This window comes from Variovorax nivicola (genome assembly GCF_051216475.1).
Classification (GTDB): domain Bacteria; phylum Pseudomonadota; class Gammaproteobacteria; order Burkholderiales; family Burkholderiaceae_C; genus Variovorax.
Genome location: NZ_JBPJZK010000003.1, coordinates 190552 through 205851 on the forward strand (window position 1 = coordinate 190552; position 15300 = coordinate 205851).

11 protein-coding genes are annotated in these 15300 nt (G+C 67.2%); all 11 read left to right on the forward strand.

Features of this window, described 5'->3' with window-relative positions; genetic code table 11:
- Positions 1-29 precede the first annotated feature (29 nt).
- The 11 genes from ACSFBF_RS13585 to ACSFBF_RS13635 all read left to right on the forward strand — a co-directional run bounded on the left by ACSFBF_RS13585 (position 30) and on the right by ACSFBF_RS13635 (position 15231).
- Positions 30-1562 (forward strand): ABC transporter ATP-binding protein, encoded by a 1533-nt coding sequence (locus tag ACSFBF_RS13585; protein WP_435467722.1) that lies wholly within the window; start codon positions 30-32, stop codon positions 1560-1562.
- On the forward strand, positions 1555-2700 hold the full coding sequence (locus ACSFBF_RS13590; protein ID WP_435467724.1) for an ABC transporter permease: 1146 nt from the start codon (positions 1555-1557) through the stop codon (positions 2698-2700). Before ACSFBF_RS13585 ends, ACSFBF_RS13590 begins: the two co-directional genes overlap by 8 nt.
- 2 nt (positions 2701-2702) lie before the next feature.
- Positions 2703-3623, forward strand: coding sequence for an ABC transporter permease (locus ACSFBF_RS13595; protein ID WP_435462130.1), 921 nt, complete (start codon positions 2703-2705; stop codon positions 3621-3623).
- A 48-nt stretch (positions 3624-3671) separates the two neighbouring features.
- Positions 3672-4844 (forward strand): BMP family ABC transporter substrate-binding protein, encoded by a 1173-nt coding sequence (locus tag ACSFBF_RS13600; protein WP_258353583.1) that lies wholly within the window; start codon positions 3672-3674, stop codon positions 4842-4844.
- Positions 4845-5024: 180 nt separating this feature from the next.
- Positions 5025-5438, forward strand: coding sequence for a hypothetical protein (locus ACSFBF_RS13605; RefSeq protein ID WP_435467727.1), 414 nt, complete (start codon positions 5025-5027; stop codon positions 5436-5438).
- A 198-nt stretch (positions 5439-5636) separates the two neighbouring features.
- A complete protein-coding gene (locus ACSFBF_RS13610; protein ID WP_435467729.1) occupies positions 5637-9683 on the forward strand; it encodes a TOMM system kinase/cyclase fusion protein in 4047 nt (1348 codons plus the stop codon).
- An 18-nt stretch (positions 9684-9701) separates the two neighbouring features.
- Positions 9702-10484, forward strand: coding sequence for a BMA_0021/BMA_0022 family TOMM bacteriocin (locus ACSFBF_RS13615; RefSeq protein ID WP_435467731.1), 783 nt, complete (start codon positions 9702-9704; stop codon positions 10482-10484).
- A gap of 94 nt (positions 10485-10578) precedes the next feature.
- Positions 10579-11331, forward strand: coding sequence for a class I SAM-dependent methyltransferase (locus ACSFBF_RS13620; protein ID WP_435467733.1), 753 nt, complete (start codon positions 10579-10581; stop codon positions 11329-11331).
- The gene (locus tag ACSFBF_RS13625) at positions 11324-13486 is read left to right on the forward strand and encodes a TOMM precursor leader peptide-binding protein (protein WP_435467735.1); all 2163 of its coding nucleotides are present in this window, start codon (positions 11324-11326) and stop codon (positions 13484-13486) included. The genes ACSFBF_RS13620 and ACSFBF_RS13625 overlap by 8 nt, the downstream gene beginning before the upstream one ends.
- A 39-nt stretch (positions 13487-13525) precedes the next feature.
- Positions 13526-14470: an FHA domain-containing protein gene (locus tag ACSFBF_RS13630; RefSeq protein ID WP_435467737.1), complete on the forward strand. Its 945-nt coding sequence runs from the start codon at positions 13526-13528 to the stop codon at positions 14468-14470.
- A gap of 68 nt (positions 14471-14538) precedes the next feature.
- On the forward strand, positions 14539-15231 hold the full coding sequence (locus tag ACSFBF_RS13635) for a hypothetical protein (protein ID WP_435467739.1): 693 nt from the start codon (positions 14539-14541) through the stop codon (positions 15229-15231).
- The last annotated feature ends 69 nt before the right edge of the window (positions 15232-15300 follow it).

The window sequence follows — 15300 nt, forward strand, 5'->3', positions numbered from 1 at the left end:
TTGAACGAGACAAATCCACGAAACCCGGCATGACAACCCCCAGACTCCAGCTCGCGAACATCACCAAGCGGTATCCCGCGGTGGTGGCGAACAGCGACATCTCCCTGGCCGTGCAGCCCGGCGAAATCCACGCCGTGCTCGGCGAGAACGGCGCCGGCAAGTCGACCCTGATGAAAATCATCTACGGGTCGGTCAAGCCCGACGAGGGCACCGTGATGTTCGACGGCCATGCCGTCAACCTGCGCAACCCGCAGCAGGCGAGGGCGCTGGGCATCAGCATGGTGTTTCAGCACTTCAGCCTGTTCGACACGCTCACCGTGGCCGAGAACGTCTGGCTGGGGCTCGACAAGTCGCTGCAGCTCGCCGAGGTGGCGCGCAGCATCACCGCCAAGGCGAGCGAGTACGGCCTCGACATCGACCCCTCGCGCCCGGTGCACACGCTGTCGGTGGGCGAGATGCAGCGGGTGGAGATCATCCGCGCGCTGCTCACCAACCCCAAGCTGCTGATCCTCGACGAGCCGACCTCGGTGCTGACGCCGCAGGCGGTCATCAAGCTCTTCCATGTGCTGAACAAGCTGGCTTCCGAGGGCTGCAGCATCCTCTACATCAGCCACAAGCTGCATGAGATCCAGGAGCTGTGCAGCGCCTGCACGGTGCTGCGCGGCGGCAAGGTGACGGGCGTGTGCAATCCGCAGAACGAGAGCACCCAGTCGCTGTCGCGGCTGATGATCGGCAGCGAGCCGCCGCCGCTGCAGCACCGGCCGGTGCATGCGGGTGCGGTGGCGCTGCGTGTTGACGGGCTGTCCCTGGCGCGCGAAGACCAGTTCGGCATGGACCTCGAGGGCATCTCGTTCGAGGTTCGCGCGGGCGAGGTCGTCGGCATTGCCGGCGTCTCGGGCAACGGCCAGCGCGAACTGCTCTACACGCTCTCGGGCGAAGACGTGCGCGCCGAGGCCTCGATGGTCCGGGTGTTCGACAAGCCGGCCGGCCGGCTGCGCCCGCGCTCGCGCCGTGCGCTTGGCCTGCACTTCGTGCCCGAAGAGCGGCTGGGCCGCGGCGCGGTGCCGACGCTGGGGCTCGCGCACAACCTGCTGCTCACGCGCAGCGATGCGGTGGGCCGGGGCGGGTGGATTCGCACCGGCGCGCTGGAGCGCCAGGCCAAGGCCATCATCGAGCGCTTCAAGGTCAAGGCCGGCGGGCCGCGCGCCGCGGCGCGGTCGCTCTCGGGCGGCAATCTGCAGAAGTTCATCGTCGGCCGCGAGATCGACGCCAACCCGAAGCTCTTCATCGTCTCGCAGCCGACCTGGGGCGTGGACGTGGGCGCGGCTGCGCTCATCCACGCCGAAATCCTTGCGCTGCGCGATGCCGGTTGCGCCGTGCTGGTCATCAGCGAGGAGCTCGACGAGCTGTTCAACATCTGCGACCGGCTGCACGTGATTGCAAAGGGGCGGCTGTCGCCCTCCATCGACCGCGCGGCTGCCACGCTGCCGCAGATCGGCGAGTGGATGAGCGGCCTGTGGCAAGCCGGAGCCGGCCAGAAGGCGGAGGCCGCCCATGCTTAAGCTCGAACCCCGCCCGGAGCTGTCGCGCTTCTGGAGCTATGCCTCGCCGATCCTGGCGCTGCTGATCACCGTGCTGATTGGCGTGGCGCTGTTCGCCGCGCTCGGCAAAGACCCGGTCAAGGGCCTGCTGGTGTTCTTCTACGAACCCATCAAGAGCGGCTACGCCATCGGCGAACTGATGGTCAAGGCCACGCCGCTGCTCATCATCGCGCTGGGGTTGGCCGTGTGCTTCCGCTCGAACGTGTGGAACATCGGCGCCGAAGGGCAGTTCGTGTTCGGCGCCATCGCGGCGGGCGGCGTGGCGCTGCTGGCCGACAAGACCACGGGTCAGTGGATCGTCGCGGCCATCCTGCTGGCGGGCATTCTCGGCGGCATGGTGTGGGCGGGCATCGTCGCGTTCCTGCGCGACAAGTACAACGCCAACGAAATCCTGGTGAGCCTGATGCTGGTCTACGTGGCCACGCTGCTGCTGGGCTACATGGTCTATGGACCGTGGAAGGACCCGAACGGCTACAACTTCCCGCAGACCAAGACCTTCGAGGCGGTCACGCAGATTCCGCGCCTGTTCAAGGGCTCGCGCGTGAGCATCGGGCTGATCATCGCGCTGGTGGGAGCGGGGGCGCTGTGGGTGTTCCTGTTCCGCACGCGGGCGGGCTTCGCGCAGCAGGTCGGCGGGCTGGCGCCGGCGGCCTCGCGTTACGCGGGCTTCTCGGCGCGGCGTGCGGTGTGGATTGCGCTGCTGACCTCGGGCGGCGCGGCCGGCCTGGCTGGTGCGCTCGAAGTGGCCGGGCCGCTCGGCCAGCTCACGCCTTATGTGCCGGCGGGCTACGGCTTCGCGGCCATCATCGTGGCCTTCGTCGGGCGGCTGCATCCGGTGGGCATGATCTTCTCGGCCATCCTGATGAGCATGTTCTATATCGGCGGCGAGCTTGCGCAGTCGCGGCTGGGCCTGCCGAAGTCGCTGACCGGTGTGTTCCAGGGGCTGTTGCTGTTCACGCTGCTGGCCTGCGACACGCTCATTGCGTACCGTATCCGGCGCAAAGCGGCCGCAAAGGCCGCCACCATGACCACCGCCTCGCTGCAGGCGAGCACGCCGATCACCGCACCCGTCGCGCGTGCCACCGAAGGGAGCCACTGACCATGGAAAGCTACGCACTGCTGCTGGGTTCGACCCTGAGCGCGGGCACCGTGCTCGCCATCGCGGCGCTGGGCCTGCTCATCAACGAGAAGGCCGGCATCGTCAACCTCGGCGCCGAGGGAATGATGCTGTGCGCAGCCATCGCGGGCTTTGCCACGGTCGTCACCACGCACAACCCCTGGCTCGGCTTTCTCGCCGGCATGGCGGCGGGCGCCTTGCTCGCGGCCTTCTTCGGTGTGCTGGTGATCTGGCTCAACACCAACCAGTACGCAACGGGCCTTGCGCTGAGCCTGTTCGGCGTGGGCTTCTCGGCCTTTGCCGGCATCAACTTCGTGCAGGCCAAGCTGCCGGAAAGCACGTCGTACGCGATCCCCGTGCTGAGTGACATTCCGCTCGTGGGCCCCGCGCTGTTCCGCCATCACCCGATGGTGTATTTCGCGGTGGTGTTGACCGTCGCGCTGATCTGGTTTCTTTACCGCACGCGCGCAGGCCTGGTGCTGCGCTCGGTCGGCGAATCGCCCGAGTCGGCGCATGCGCTGGGCTATCCGGTGCGGCGCATTCGCTTCATGGCGGTGATTGCGGGCGGCTCGCTGTGCGGGCTGGCGGGCGCGTACCTGTCGACCGTGTACACGCCGTTGTGGGTCGAGGGCATGGTGGCCGGCCGTGGCTGGATCGCGCTGGCGCTCACCACCTTCGCCACCTGGCGACCGGTTCGTGTGCTGCTGGGCGCGTACCTGTTCGGCGGCGTGTCGATGCTGGGCTTTCATCTGCAGAGCAGCGGCGTCGACGTGCCTTCGCAGTTCCTCAGCATGCTGCAGTACATCGCGCCCATCGTGGTGCTGGCGCTGATCTCGCGCAACCCGGCCTTCATCCGCGCCAACATGCCGGCTTCCATCGGGAAACCGTTCTACCCCGGCTCATAATCGCTTTCTCGTTTTTCCGCCAACCTGTCCTTTTGAGGATTTTCGACAATGAATGATCTGAACAAGCGCTCCCTGCTCAAGCTGGCCGCTCTCACTGCGGTCGCTTCGGCGGCCCTGATCGGCTGCGGCAAGAAAGAAGAAGCGGCAGCACCGGCCGCGGCACCCGCGCCGGCCCCGGCACCTGCTGCGGCCGCTCCGGCTCCGGCAGCGCCGCTGAACATCGCATTCGCCTACGTCGGACCGGTGGGCGACGGCGGCTGGACCTTCGCGCACGACAACGCCCGCAAGGCGCTCGAGAAGGAATTCGGCGACAAGATCAAGACCACTTTTGTCGAAAGCGTGCCCGAGGGCGCCGACGCAGAGCGCGTGTTCCGCGACATGGTCGGCCAGGGCAACAAGCTGATCTTCGGCACCACCTTCGGCTACATGGAGCCCATGCTCAAGGTCGCGGCCGACAGCAAAGAGGTGAAGTTCGAGCACGCCACCGGCTACAAGACCTCCGACAACATGCGCACCTACGACAGCCGCACGTACGAGGGCGCGTACATGGCCGGCGTCATTGCCGGCGCCATGACCAAGAGCAACACGCTGGGCGTGGTCGGCTCGGTGCCTATTCCCGAAGTGCTGCGCAACATCAACAGCTTCACGCTGGGCGCGCAGTCGGTCAACCCGAAGATCACGACCAAGGTCGTGTGGGTGAACGAATGGTTCAGCCCGCCCAAGGAAACCGAAGCCGCCACCGCCCTCATCAACGGCGGCGCCGACGTGCTGTTCCAGAACACCGACTCGCCGGCAGTGCTCAAGACCGCGCAGGAAAAGGGCAAGCGCGCCTTCGGCTGGGATTCGGACATGACCGCCTACGGTCCCAAGGCCCACCTGGCCTCGGCCACCATCAACTGGGCTCCGTACTACATCAAGGCCACCCAGGAAGCACTGGACGGCAAGTGGGCCACCGGCCAGGCCTGGTGGGGCGTGAAGGAAGGCGCCATCGACATCGTGTCGATCGCCGAAGACGTGCCGGCCGAAACCAAGGCCAAGGTCGAGGCGGTGAAGAAGGGCCTGAAGGACGGCAGCTTCGTGATCTGGAAGGGCCCGATCCTCGGCCAGGACGGCAAGGAAGTGGTCGCCAAGGACGCAGTGGCCGACGACAAGTTCTTGTCGGGCGTGAACTTCTACGTCAAGGGCGTCGAAGGCAAGGTGCCGGGCGGCGACAAGAAGTAAGCAGGACAAGGCGCGATGCGCCTCGGGCCACCATGGAGCAATGCCGTGGTGGCTTTTTTTTGCCCAAAACAGAGGAGGGAGGAAAAGATGACTTCAGGAGCGAATAGCTTTCTTCGACGGTGCGCGGCATCTCTTGGCGCGTTCGTTCTCTTCACCGGCCTGGGAGGCACGGCGTGGGGAATGGATGCGGCCGCCGAGCGGCGGCCGGTGCTCGATGCGGCTCGTCCGGTGGCGGCAAGCCGTGCGGGGCAGCCCGTCAAGATCAAGGTCGATGTCCTGAATACGGACGCAGGATGGGCGGTGCTGATCGGCGAGCTGGTTTCGCCATCCGGCGGTTCGCTCGACTGGGAGAAGGCCGAGGGCTGCCATCCGGCTCTGGACAAGATGCTGTGGGTGGTCCTGAAGAAGTCGGCAGGCAAGTGGAAGGTCAGGCACATCGACATCTGTGCGAGCGAGCCTCCCTATTGGTCTCTTGATGCGCTGTATGGAGGCCTTGTCTGGCCTTGCGGTGTCTATGCCGGCCTGGATGCCGGCGGGGAGGACGGGCCTTTGGAGAAGCAATGCCGCGAGCAGAAAGCGCGTCGCCGGCCATGATCGGAGGCACCATATACACCGGAAAGTTCTAACTTCTCGCGCGTGTTGCGCGTTTTCTTTTTTACGGGCTACTTGGTTGAAAAGTCCTCGCGTCCGCTACAGTAACAATTAGTGTCTAATTCGCGTGCTGCCGCAGTGCAGATCGCGGCCGCGGCACGCTCCGGAGGACTCTCAACGATCCATCACGACGAGACTGAAATGCAGGATGCCGTCACCAACCCCACGCACGCAGTGTCGCAATCATCATTGCCGAATCCGTTGGAGATTCCGGGCTATGAGTTGCTTGAGGAGCTAGGCGCCGGCGGCTATGGCACCGTGTATCGCGCGCTGCAGAAGAACACGGGCACCGTGGTCGCAATCAAGGTCGTGAAGCTGCAGGTCGGCAGCCAGCGCGTTGCACGTTTCCACCGCGAGACGAAGCTCTGCGCCTCGCTGCACCATCCGCACATCGTCCAGTTGCTCGACAAGGGCGAGCAGGGCCCATGCGTCTATGGCGTCTTCGAGTACGTGCCGGGCGAAACGCTCACCAGCCTGATCCGGCGCAAGGGCGCGCTGACGGCCACCGAGACCGCTCACCTCATGGCGGAAGTGCTGGACGCGCTGGACTGCGCGCACAGCGCAGGCATCGTGCACCGCGACCTGAAGCCCGACAACGTGATGGTCACGTTCACCGGCGCGGTCCCGCATGCGAAGGTGCTCGACTTCGGCATCAGCACGGTCATTCCCGCGAACAGGGGCGCCGAGTTCCCTACGCTCACGATGACCGACGAGTCTCTGGGCACGCCGGCCTACAGCGCGCCCGAGCAACTGCGCGGCGAGCCGCCCGGCGTCAAGTCAGATATCTATGCCTGGGGCCTGATGTTCATCGAGTGCCTCACGGGCGTGCCCGCCATCCGCGGCGCATCGGCGGCAGAAATTCTTCACCAGCAACTGAGCCCGCAAGAGGTGCCGCTGCCGGCGGAAATCGCCAGCCATCCGGTGGCCTCCGTGCTGCGGCAGGCATTGCGCAAGAAGGCAGCCGACCGCAGCGATTCAGCAGCCACGCTGCTGGCCGAACTCGGGCGCCTGCGGCTTGACGACCTGGTGGGCGTGCTGCGATCGGCGAAGCAGGCGCAAGACGAGGCTCTCAGCCACACCGTGGTCACCACGCGCGGCTTTTCCGAAAAGCGGCAGCTCACCGTGCTGTGCTGCAGCGTCTCCGTCTGGCCGGACGCCGGTGCGGACGAAGAGGGCATCGACGACGCCTTGCCCTCCGACATCGAAAACCTGGAGCTGCTGCAGCGCAACGAGCTCACCCTGTTCGCGGAAACCGCCACGCGGCGCGGCGGATTGCTGGCGGGCACGCTGGGCGACCGGATGATCGTGCTCTTCGGCTATCCGCACGCCAGCGACACCGACGCGCGGCAGGCCGGCATGACGGCGCTGGAGCTGATCGAACTGAGCCGCCAGCGCTCGGCTGCCATCGAGCAGGCGCACGGCGTGCACCTGGGCATTCGCATGGGCATGCACACCGGCATGGCGGTGGTGGCCGCCGGAGAAATTCCGTCGGGCCATGCCGTCAACGTCGCGGTGCGGCTCGAGGGCGTGGCCGATACCGGCACGCTGCTGGCAAGCGAAAGCAGCTACCGGCTGCTGGGCCGCCATGCGCGCTTCGACAAGGCCGGCAACGTGACCTTGCCGGGGCAGTCCGGCGGCATCCAGACCTACCGCCTGGGCGGTGAACAGCAGGCGCCCGCGCCGCATGGATCCGTGGAGCAGGCACTGCACAACGCGTGCATCGGACGCGAGCCCGAACTGCAACAGCTGCGCGCCGCATGGGCGCAGGCCCGGCAAGGCCACGGCGGCGCAGTGTGGGTTCGCGGCGAGCCCGGCATCGGCAAGTCGTGCCTCGCCGACGTGCTGCGCGAGCAGGTGGCGCGGGAAGGCTGGCAGACCGTCAGCGCGCAGTGCCAGCCCGAAAACCAGAACAACGCGCTGACGCCGTTCCTGACGCTGCTGCGCCAGCATCTCGACGCCGCGCCGGACGCAACCACGCCCGACGCCCGGCGTGAGCGGCTGCGCGAGGCCCTGCAGGCCGCCGGCTGCGACGCCGAAGCGGTGCTGCCGATCTTCTGCGCGTGGCTGTCTCTCCCACTGGGCGACCGCGCACCCAGCCAGGTGTCTCCCGCGATGCAGAAGGGATTGCTGCTGCAATCGACCGCACAGTGGCTGCTGCACATGGCCGAGGCGGCGCCGCTGCTGCTCCTGCTCGAAGACGTGCACTGGGCCGACCCCACCAGCATCGAGTTCGTCGAGCAGCTGGTTACCCAATTGCCGCAGCAGCGCGTGCTGCTGGTGCTGACTGCGCGGCCCGAATGGGTGAAGCCGCCGGCGCTGCAGGCCGAGTGCATCGAGGTGCGCCGGCTCGAAGACACGCAGGCGGCCGAACTGGTCCGGCAGGCGCTGGCGCCGAGGGTCGCCGCGCAGCAGGTGATCGACAACGTGGTCGCGCGCACCGACGGCGTGCCGCTGTTCATCCAGGAAATGGCGCGCATGCTGCTCGACGCCTACCTGGTGGAACAAGAGGGCGTCTGGGTCTTCAAGGACACGGCGCAGCCGGCTGCCATTCCGGTCACGCTGCGCGACTCTCTGGTCAGCCGCTTCGACCGGCTGGGCTCCGTCAAGGGCCTGCTGCAGCTGGCGGCCACCATCGGGCGGCAGTTCGATGCCGAATTGCTGTGCGCCTGTTCAGGCAAGTCGCCCGAAGCGATGGACAAGGACATGGCTGTGCTGCTCGACGCGGGGCTCGTGGCCCCGGCCGGGCCGCCGGGCGCCTTCATCTTCCGCCACGCGCTGATCCGCGACACCGCCTACGAATGCATGCTCGACGCGCAGCGCCGGCAGCAGCACCGCAACGTCGCGCAGACGCTGCTGAGCAGCCAGCCGCAGCGCGTGGCGAGCGAGCCGGGCAGCGTGGCCCAGCACTGGGCCGATGCGGGCGAGCACGCGGAGGCCGTCGCGCTGGCCGTGCGGCAGCTGCTCATTACCCAGCACCGCTCGCTGAACGACGAAACCATCGCCTATGCCCAGCACATCGACGGCTGGATGGCGCACCTGGACAGCGCCGCGCAACGCGAGGCGCGGCTCGACGTGAACAGCTACGTCACGCAGGCGATGATGAACAAGTACGGCTGGGCGCATGCGCAGGTGGTGGACCGCATCGCCCTGTCGCAGGAGCTGCTCTCCGACGACGTGGCGCGCGAGAAGCAGGTGCAGCACCTTTGGACGCTGATCACCTTCCACCACGTCGCGAGCAACCGCGCCGAGGTGCAGCAGCTGAGCAACCGGCTGCTCGACCACGCCACCCAGCAGCAGGACGAGGGCGTGTTCGTCGCGGCGCAAACGTACCTCGGGCTCGCGCACTATTCCGACGGCTATTTCGAGCGCGCCGAGCAGTCGCTGACGGACGGCATCGAGCGCTACAGCCCCGAGGCGCACGCGCACCATGCCGCCTACTTCGGCTTCGACACCCGCGTATGGGCGACCACGGGGCGCGCGCTGGTGCGCTGGTTTGCGGGCCACGACGCGGCCGCGCGCGCCGACGCCACGAACGCCGTGCGCTGGGCTCGCGAGATGTCGCACATTCCGTCGCTGAGCATGGCCCTGCTGTACCAGAGCCTGGGCCATCAGGGCCGCAACGACAAGGCGCGGGCGCTGGTGAGCACGGGCGAGCTGCTCGGCATCACCGAGCGCTACGGCCTGCCGGCGTTCCAGGGTTACGCGGCAATCATCCGCTGCTGGGCCACCGGCGACGTCGACAGCATCGCGCAGGCCGACGCCTGGATACAGGCGCTGTGGGGCATGGGCTGCCGCTATTGCCAGACCTACTACCGCGCCTTTGCGGCCGACACGCTGGCCGCAAATGGCCGCTGGGGCGAGGCGCTGGAGCGGATCGACGAGTGCCTGCGCCTGGCGGACGAGCTCAAGGAAGGGCTCTACAGGTCCGAACTCCATCTGCAGAAGGCCCGCTACCTGCAGTCCGCGGGCGGCGAACACGACGCAGTGGCCGAGTGCTTCTCGCAGGCCGCCAACGTGGCGCGCGAGGGAGCGAAGTACAGAACCGAATACGAGGCCCTGGTGGCGTTGCAGGCACTGGCACCCGCCGGGCGCGACGTGGCCGGACGCCTCAAGGAGCTGGCCGACCTGCGGCCGGAACTGCCGTCGCGCGTGCCCGTGCATGCGCCTGTTTCTCGAACCATGTCTTGAACCAAGGATGAAGTCACCATGACCTTTCAAAGCCAAGCTGCCGACCCGTTGCTCGAATTCCGCCTTGCTTACCTGCGCGGCATTGCCAAATCGTGGCAGGACGATGCTTACCGCGCAAAGCTGCTCGACACGCCGGACATCCAGCAGATGCTGCACGACGACTTCGGCCTGCCGACGCAGTGGCCGCTGCTCGACATCTCGCTCTTCCAGGACCCCAATCCGGACATGCGCGCCGCATGGAAGCCGATGCTGACGTCCGGCTGGGTCGGCCCTGACGATTCCTTTGTCATCGTGCTGCCGCAGGCACCGTCGTCGCAGCCTACGGAGGCCCTGGCCGCTTACTACCAGCTGTTCCCGGACTTCATGGGCCCTGCTGCCGCCTTCGAAACGCCGACCGGCCTCATTGGTGGCGCGCTGCCCACCGGCCTCGGCATTCCTGGCGGCGGCGACGGTTCGCTGCTGGCGTTCGGCGGCGTGGTGCTGCGTGCGGTCGCCCTCGCATGGCAATCGCCGGAGTTCCTTTTCGACCTGACGCGCGAGCCCGACACCGACAAGGCGCCTGTGCTGAGCCAATGGCTGGGCTACAACAACCCGTTCAACTTCAAGATCCTGTTCACGACCAACTCCGCCTTCACGTGGGACGCGGCGAAGGGCGAATGGAACCTGAAGAACGCCAACGACTCGCTGATCAAGAACGGCATCCGTCTCAACTACCCGACTGCTCCGGTGGAAGTGGAACTGCGGCCGATCGCGCTCACCTCGTACAACAACACGGGCCCGGCCTATCCCTTCACCTGCTGAGTCCGATGCCGAACAGGGGCAGGCCACGGGCGCGCTGCAAGGCGCCTCGGCCACGCTTCTGCTGACGCTGGCCGCGCGTGCCGACTCCGGCAGCGTGGCCGATGCGTCGGTGTTTTCCGATCCCGAGGCGCGGCGCATCGCGGCGTCGCTGCCTTTCGATCTGTCGGCCTATGCGACGGACGCGGCATTCGTCAGGAGCGTTGTCCTGCGTGCCGCACTGTTCGACCGCTACGCGGCCGAGTTCCTCGCAGCCCACCCTGCCGGCCTGTGCATCACGCTCGGCGCGGGGCTGTGCACCCGGCGCAGCCGCCTGGGGGCGGCCGTGACGGCGGATTCCCGCTGGCTGAACATCGATCTGCCGGAGGCCATTGCCCTGCGGGCGCAGCACGTGGTGCGCCATGAGAGCGAGAGCGACCTTGCGTGCTCGGTGCTCGACGACGCCTGGTTCGACGCCGCCGGCCTGCCCGGCGAGCGGCCCGTGCTCGCGATGCTGGAGGGTGTTTGTCCGTATCTGCCGCAGGTGCCGTTGGAGGCGCTTTTGCGCCGGTTGGCCGGGCGCTTCGAACACAGCACGACGCCATGTGTTGTCGTGCTCGACCACGTGCATCCGGTGTTCGCGCGCATGCCCATGGAGGTGGGCGGCATGCGGCTGCCGGTGGTGTCGGGCTTCGAGGATGGCGCCCGCATCGCAGGCCTGCATCCGTCGATGCGGGTGCTGTCCGAAGACCATATCTACGCGCAATTCTCGGAACAGCATCGGCTGTTCGAGGCGGCGTTCCGGGCCACGACAGGGGCCTGGCCCTACGCCGTCGCGCGCCTCGCGCTGGGCCTGAAAGACGATGAGTAGCGCTGCGGCGGCGCCGGATTTCTTTGGCGAGGTTTTTCGTTGGCACGACAAGTACCTGCCGCCGGTTGTGTTGCAGGACCGCTTGCTGCTGCCGAGCGAAGACGATCTTCTGGTGCTCGGTTCGCCGGGCGTCATGGCCGTCGAACGCGTGCTGCGCGAGCGCGTCAGCCTCGCCACCTATTGCCGCACCGAAGGCGCAGCCACGCTGCTCGCGCAGATGCTGCATGCGCTCGAGGCGTTAACGCGCCAGGGGCTCGTGCGACCCGTTGCGATGGACGGCGGCGAGCCGCACCTCGTGCCTGATTTTTCGGCGGTGCATGTGCGCATGGCCATCTCTGACGATGTGGATGTCATCACGCTGTCGACCGCTGTGAGCGACGACGCGGCAATCAACTGGGCGCAGGCATTCGCCGACACCGGTCTCACCCTCGTTTTTTGCGACGACTACCTCGACCCCCGGCTCGGCTCCATCGATGCGCAGCAGCGCGCTTCGGGACGTCCATGGCTGCTGGTCAAACCCACCGGCGAACGGGCCATGGTCGGCCCAATCTTCAGGCCGGGCGCGGCGACAGCCGGTCCCTGCTGGCATTGCCTCGAGCACCGCTGGCTGAGGAATCGGCCGGCGCGTGCATGGTGGCAGGCGCGGCATGGCACCCCGGGCAGCGGCCTGCCGGTGCGGGCAGGTGACCGGCTCGTCGCCGAACGCCTCGGCCAGTTGCTACCCATCGCGCGGCAGATCGCCACGCATGCGGACGCACAGGTGCGGACGCTTGATTCGCCGCAGCCGCATTTCGTCGCTGCCCGCCCCCAGTGCCCGCACTGCGGAACGCCGGGGCTCGTGGCGCAGCGGCAACGCGAGCGCATCACGCTGGCGCCGGGTCTGCCTATTGGCCTGCCCATTGGCCGGCGCGATGGCGGCTGGCGCACGGTGCCGGCCTCGGTCACGGTGGAGCGGCTGGCGCCACACGTCAGCCCGCTGTGCGGCGTGATTGCGCAGATCACGCCGCTGAACGCCGAGTCCGAGGGCGCGCTGACGGTCTATCGCAGCGAGATCTTCAGGACGCCGCCGCCCGGCGACGACCTTTTGCCCGGCGCGCTGACCCAGATCTGCCTCGGCAAGGGCATGTCGATGGACCAGTCCCGCGCCAGCGCGCTGTGCGAGGCGGTCGAGCGCTATGCCGCCTTCCACCAGGGCGAGGAGGCCTCGGTCGTGGCCTTCGCCGACGACCTCGATGCGCGCTGCATCCAGCCGCAGGCGCTGGCGCTCTTCAGCGACCGGCAGCGCGAGCGATTCGACACGGCGCAGAAGCCTCCGCATGCTGTGGCGTCGTCCGTGTCGTCCGAGCCCGCGTGGTGGACGCCCGCCTGGTCGCTCACGGCCGACGAGCGCTGCTACCTGCCGCTGGCCTTCTGCTTCGCCCACGCGCCGGCGCAAAGCCAGCGCCACGTCAGCTGGACATCGAACGGTTGCGCCGCCGGGAACACACGCGAGGAAGCCATCCTGCAGGGCTTTCTCGAACTGGTGGAGCGCGATGCCGCCGCCATCTGGTGGTACGGCGAAGTTCCCAGGCCGGCCATCGACCTTGGCGACCTGTCCGACGAAATCCGCCAGCGCGTCGAACGCACCTGCGGCCCGCAATGGGAGCGCTGGGTGCTCGACATCACCCACGATTTCGGCATTCCGGTGACGGTTGCCGTCGGCCGGCATCTGCAGACGGGCGCGTGGGCCATCGGCTTCGGCTGCAGCCCCGACCGCGCGCTGGCCTGCGAGCGCGCGCTCACCGAAATGAGCCAGCTGATCGCGGCCGGCAAGACCTTCGCGATGCAGCGTGCCCCTGGGGAAGAAGGCCCGCCGCTCTTTCTCATGCCGTCGGACGCGGGCAACGTCGTACCGGCGCCGGCCGCGCGCACGGACATCGCCGGGGAGATCCGGCGCTGCGTTGCCCTTGCCGCCGCGCTCGGCCTGGAAACCATCGTCCTGGACCACACGCGCCCCGACATTCCCCTGCACACTGTGAAGGTGGTCGTGCCGGGGCTGTGCCACATCTGGCCGGAGTTGGGCAATCCGCGTCTGTACCGCGTTCCAGTCGCCATGGGATGGCGCGACACTCCGGTGTGCGAAAGCGACCTGAATCCGCAGGCGCTGTACGTTTGATACGGTCCGATTTCAAGAGAAGGAGAAAAGGGAAAGCCGATGGCCATTTTCAGGAACAAGCTCGACGAGCGCGCCATCATGCTGCGACCCGTGCACGCCTTCGGCCGCCGCGCCTCGGCGTGCCAGACGGTGCTGAAGGCGCCGGACGTGTCGCAGGTCCATGCGATGGTGCGGTGGAACAGGCACACCTGGGAAATCGTCGACCAGAGCCGCAACGGCACCACCGTGAATGGCGAACGCCTGCCCAGCGGCCGCTGGACTGCCTTGCCCGCAGGCGCTGAAGTCCGCATGGGCGTGGGCGATGAAACGGCCTGGACCGCGGTCGACCTGGCACCGCCGGTCACCTGTCTTTTCCCCGAGGGCGGAAGCGGTGCTCCGCTGGCGCTGGGCCTGCGCGAAAACCTGCTGCCGGACGAGCACCAGCCCGAAGTGAACGTGTATTTCCAGGACGGCAGATGGATGCTCGAGCACATCGACGGCATCGAGCCCCTGAGCGACGGTGCCATGGTCCAAACCTCAAGCCGCACCTGGGAGTTCGTGCTGTGCGACGACCTGGCGTTCACCTCCGAGAACCCGATCACGCCGTCGGCGCCGGGCTCGGCATCGGCGGATGTCGCGCTGCACTTCAACGTCAGCCAGAACGAGGAGCACACGAGCCTGAGCCTGGTGACGGAAGGCAAGTCGGTGTCGCTCGGCGAACGCATCCATCACTACACCCTCGTCACGCTTGCGCGCGTGCGCCAGAAAGACGCGCAAAGAGGAGTGGCGCCGCAGAGCCAGGGCTGGATCGGGCTGGACGAACTGTCGCGCATGCTGGGCGTGGAGCCCTCGTACGTGAACATCCAGATCTTTCGCGCCAAGCACCAGATCCTCAATGCATTGCCGCCCCATCTGGCCGAGCCGCCGCTGGTCGAGCGGCGTCGCGGGACCGTGCGGCTGGGCAACTATCCCTTCGAGATCCAGGGCGGTGCACAGCCTGTGTAATCGTCTGTAATTCCATCCGACCCCTGCGCTCCCTAAAGTGACGTCAAGTTCGGTGCCGCCATCGCGGCATGAACTGGCTGATCAACCACTTCCGGGAAGTTGTCATGGGCATGATCTATTCCGTCACGGTCAACAACCATGCGAGCCATTCGGCTTATTTCATGGTGTTCCAGAACGACCCGACGCAATGGGCGCCGAATGCCCTGTCGCTGGCCTGGTTCGCCAAGTTCTCGAACCCGAGCCCGACTTCGCGCGTCAAGTTCCAGTGGAGCATCGACACCGGCTTCTCCTGGGCCGAAACGGGCGAGCTGCAGCCCGGCATCCAGTTCATCGCCACTGAAACCTACGACCCCAGCGGCCTGAACAACAAGATCACGCTGGACTACAACGGCGCCTACCGGTTCGTGAACCCCACCCAGGGCCCCGACCAGTCCCGCTTCTATCTCGCCGAATCGCCCAACATCCCGATCAGGTCCGCGGCCGCCGTGGGCGTGACCATGGGCGGCAGCACGGTGTATGCGGCGCAGGCGCGCCCCAACCAGAACCTGGCCTTCTCGCCGCGTCCCAAGTACTTCATCGCCTACGGTGACTACGAGGAGGGCGGCGTGATCGACGTCAGCACGGTCAACAACCCGCTGGAGCTGCCGTTCCCGGCGGGCGTCTACGCGTTGACCACCACGCTGAACGCAGACGGTACCTGGGACCAGCCGGAGAGCCTGGCCCATTCCAACGCGAGCCGCCTGCGACTGCTCGCGGCCTGAACTTCCAAGCCTGTCACACAACGTGCGCCTCCGCCGAGGATGACGACCATGAGAAAGCCACGCCATGTT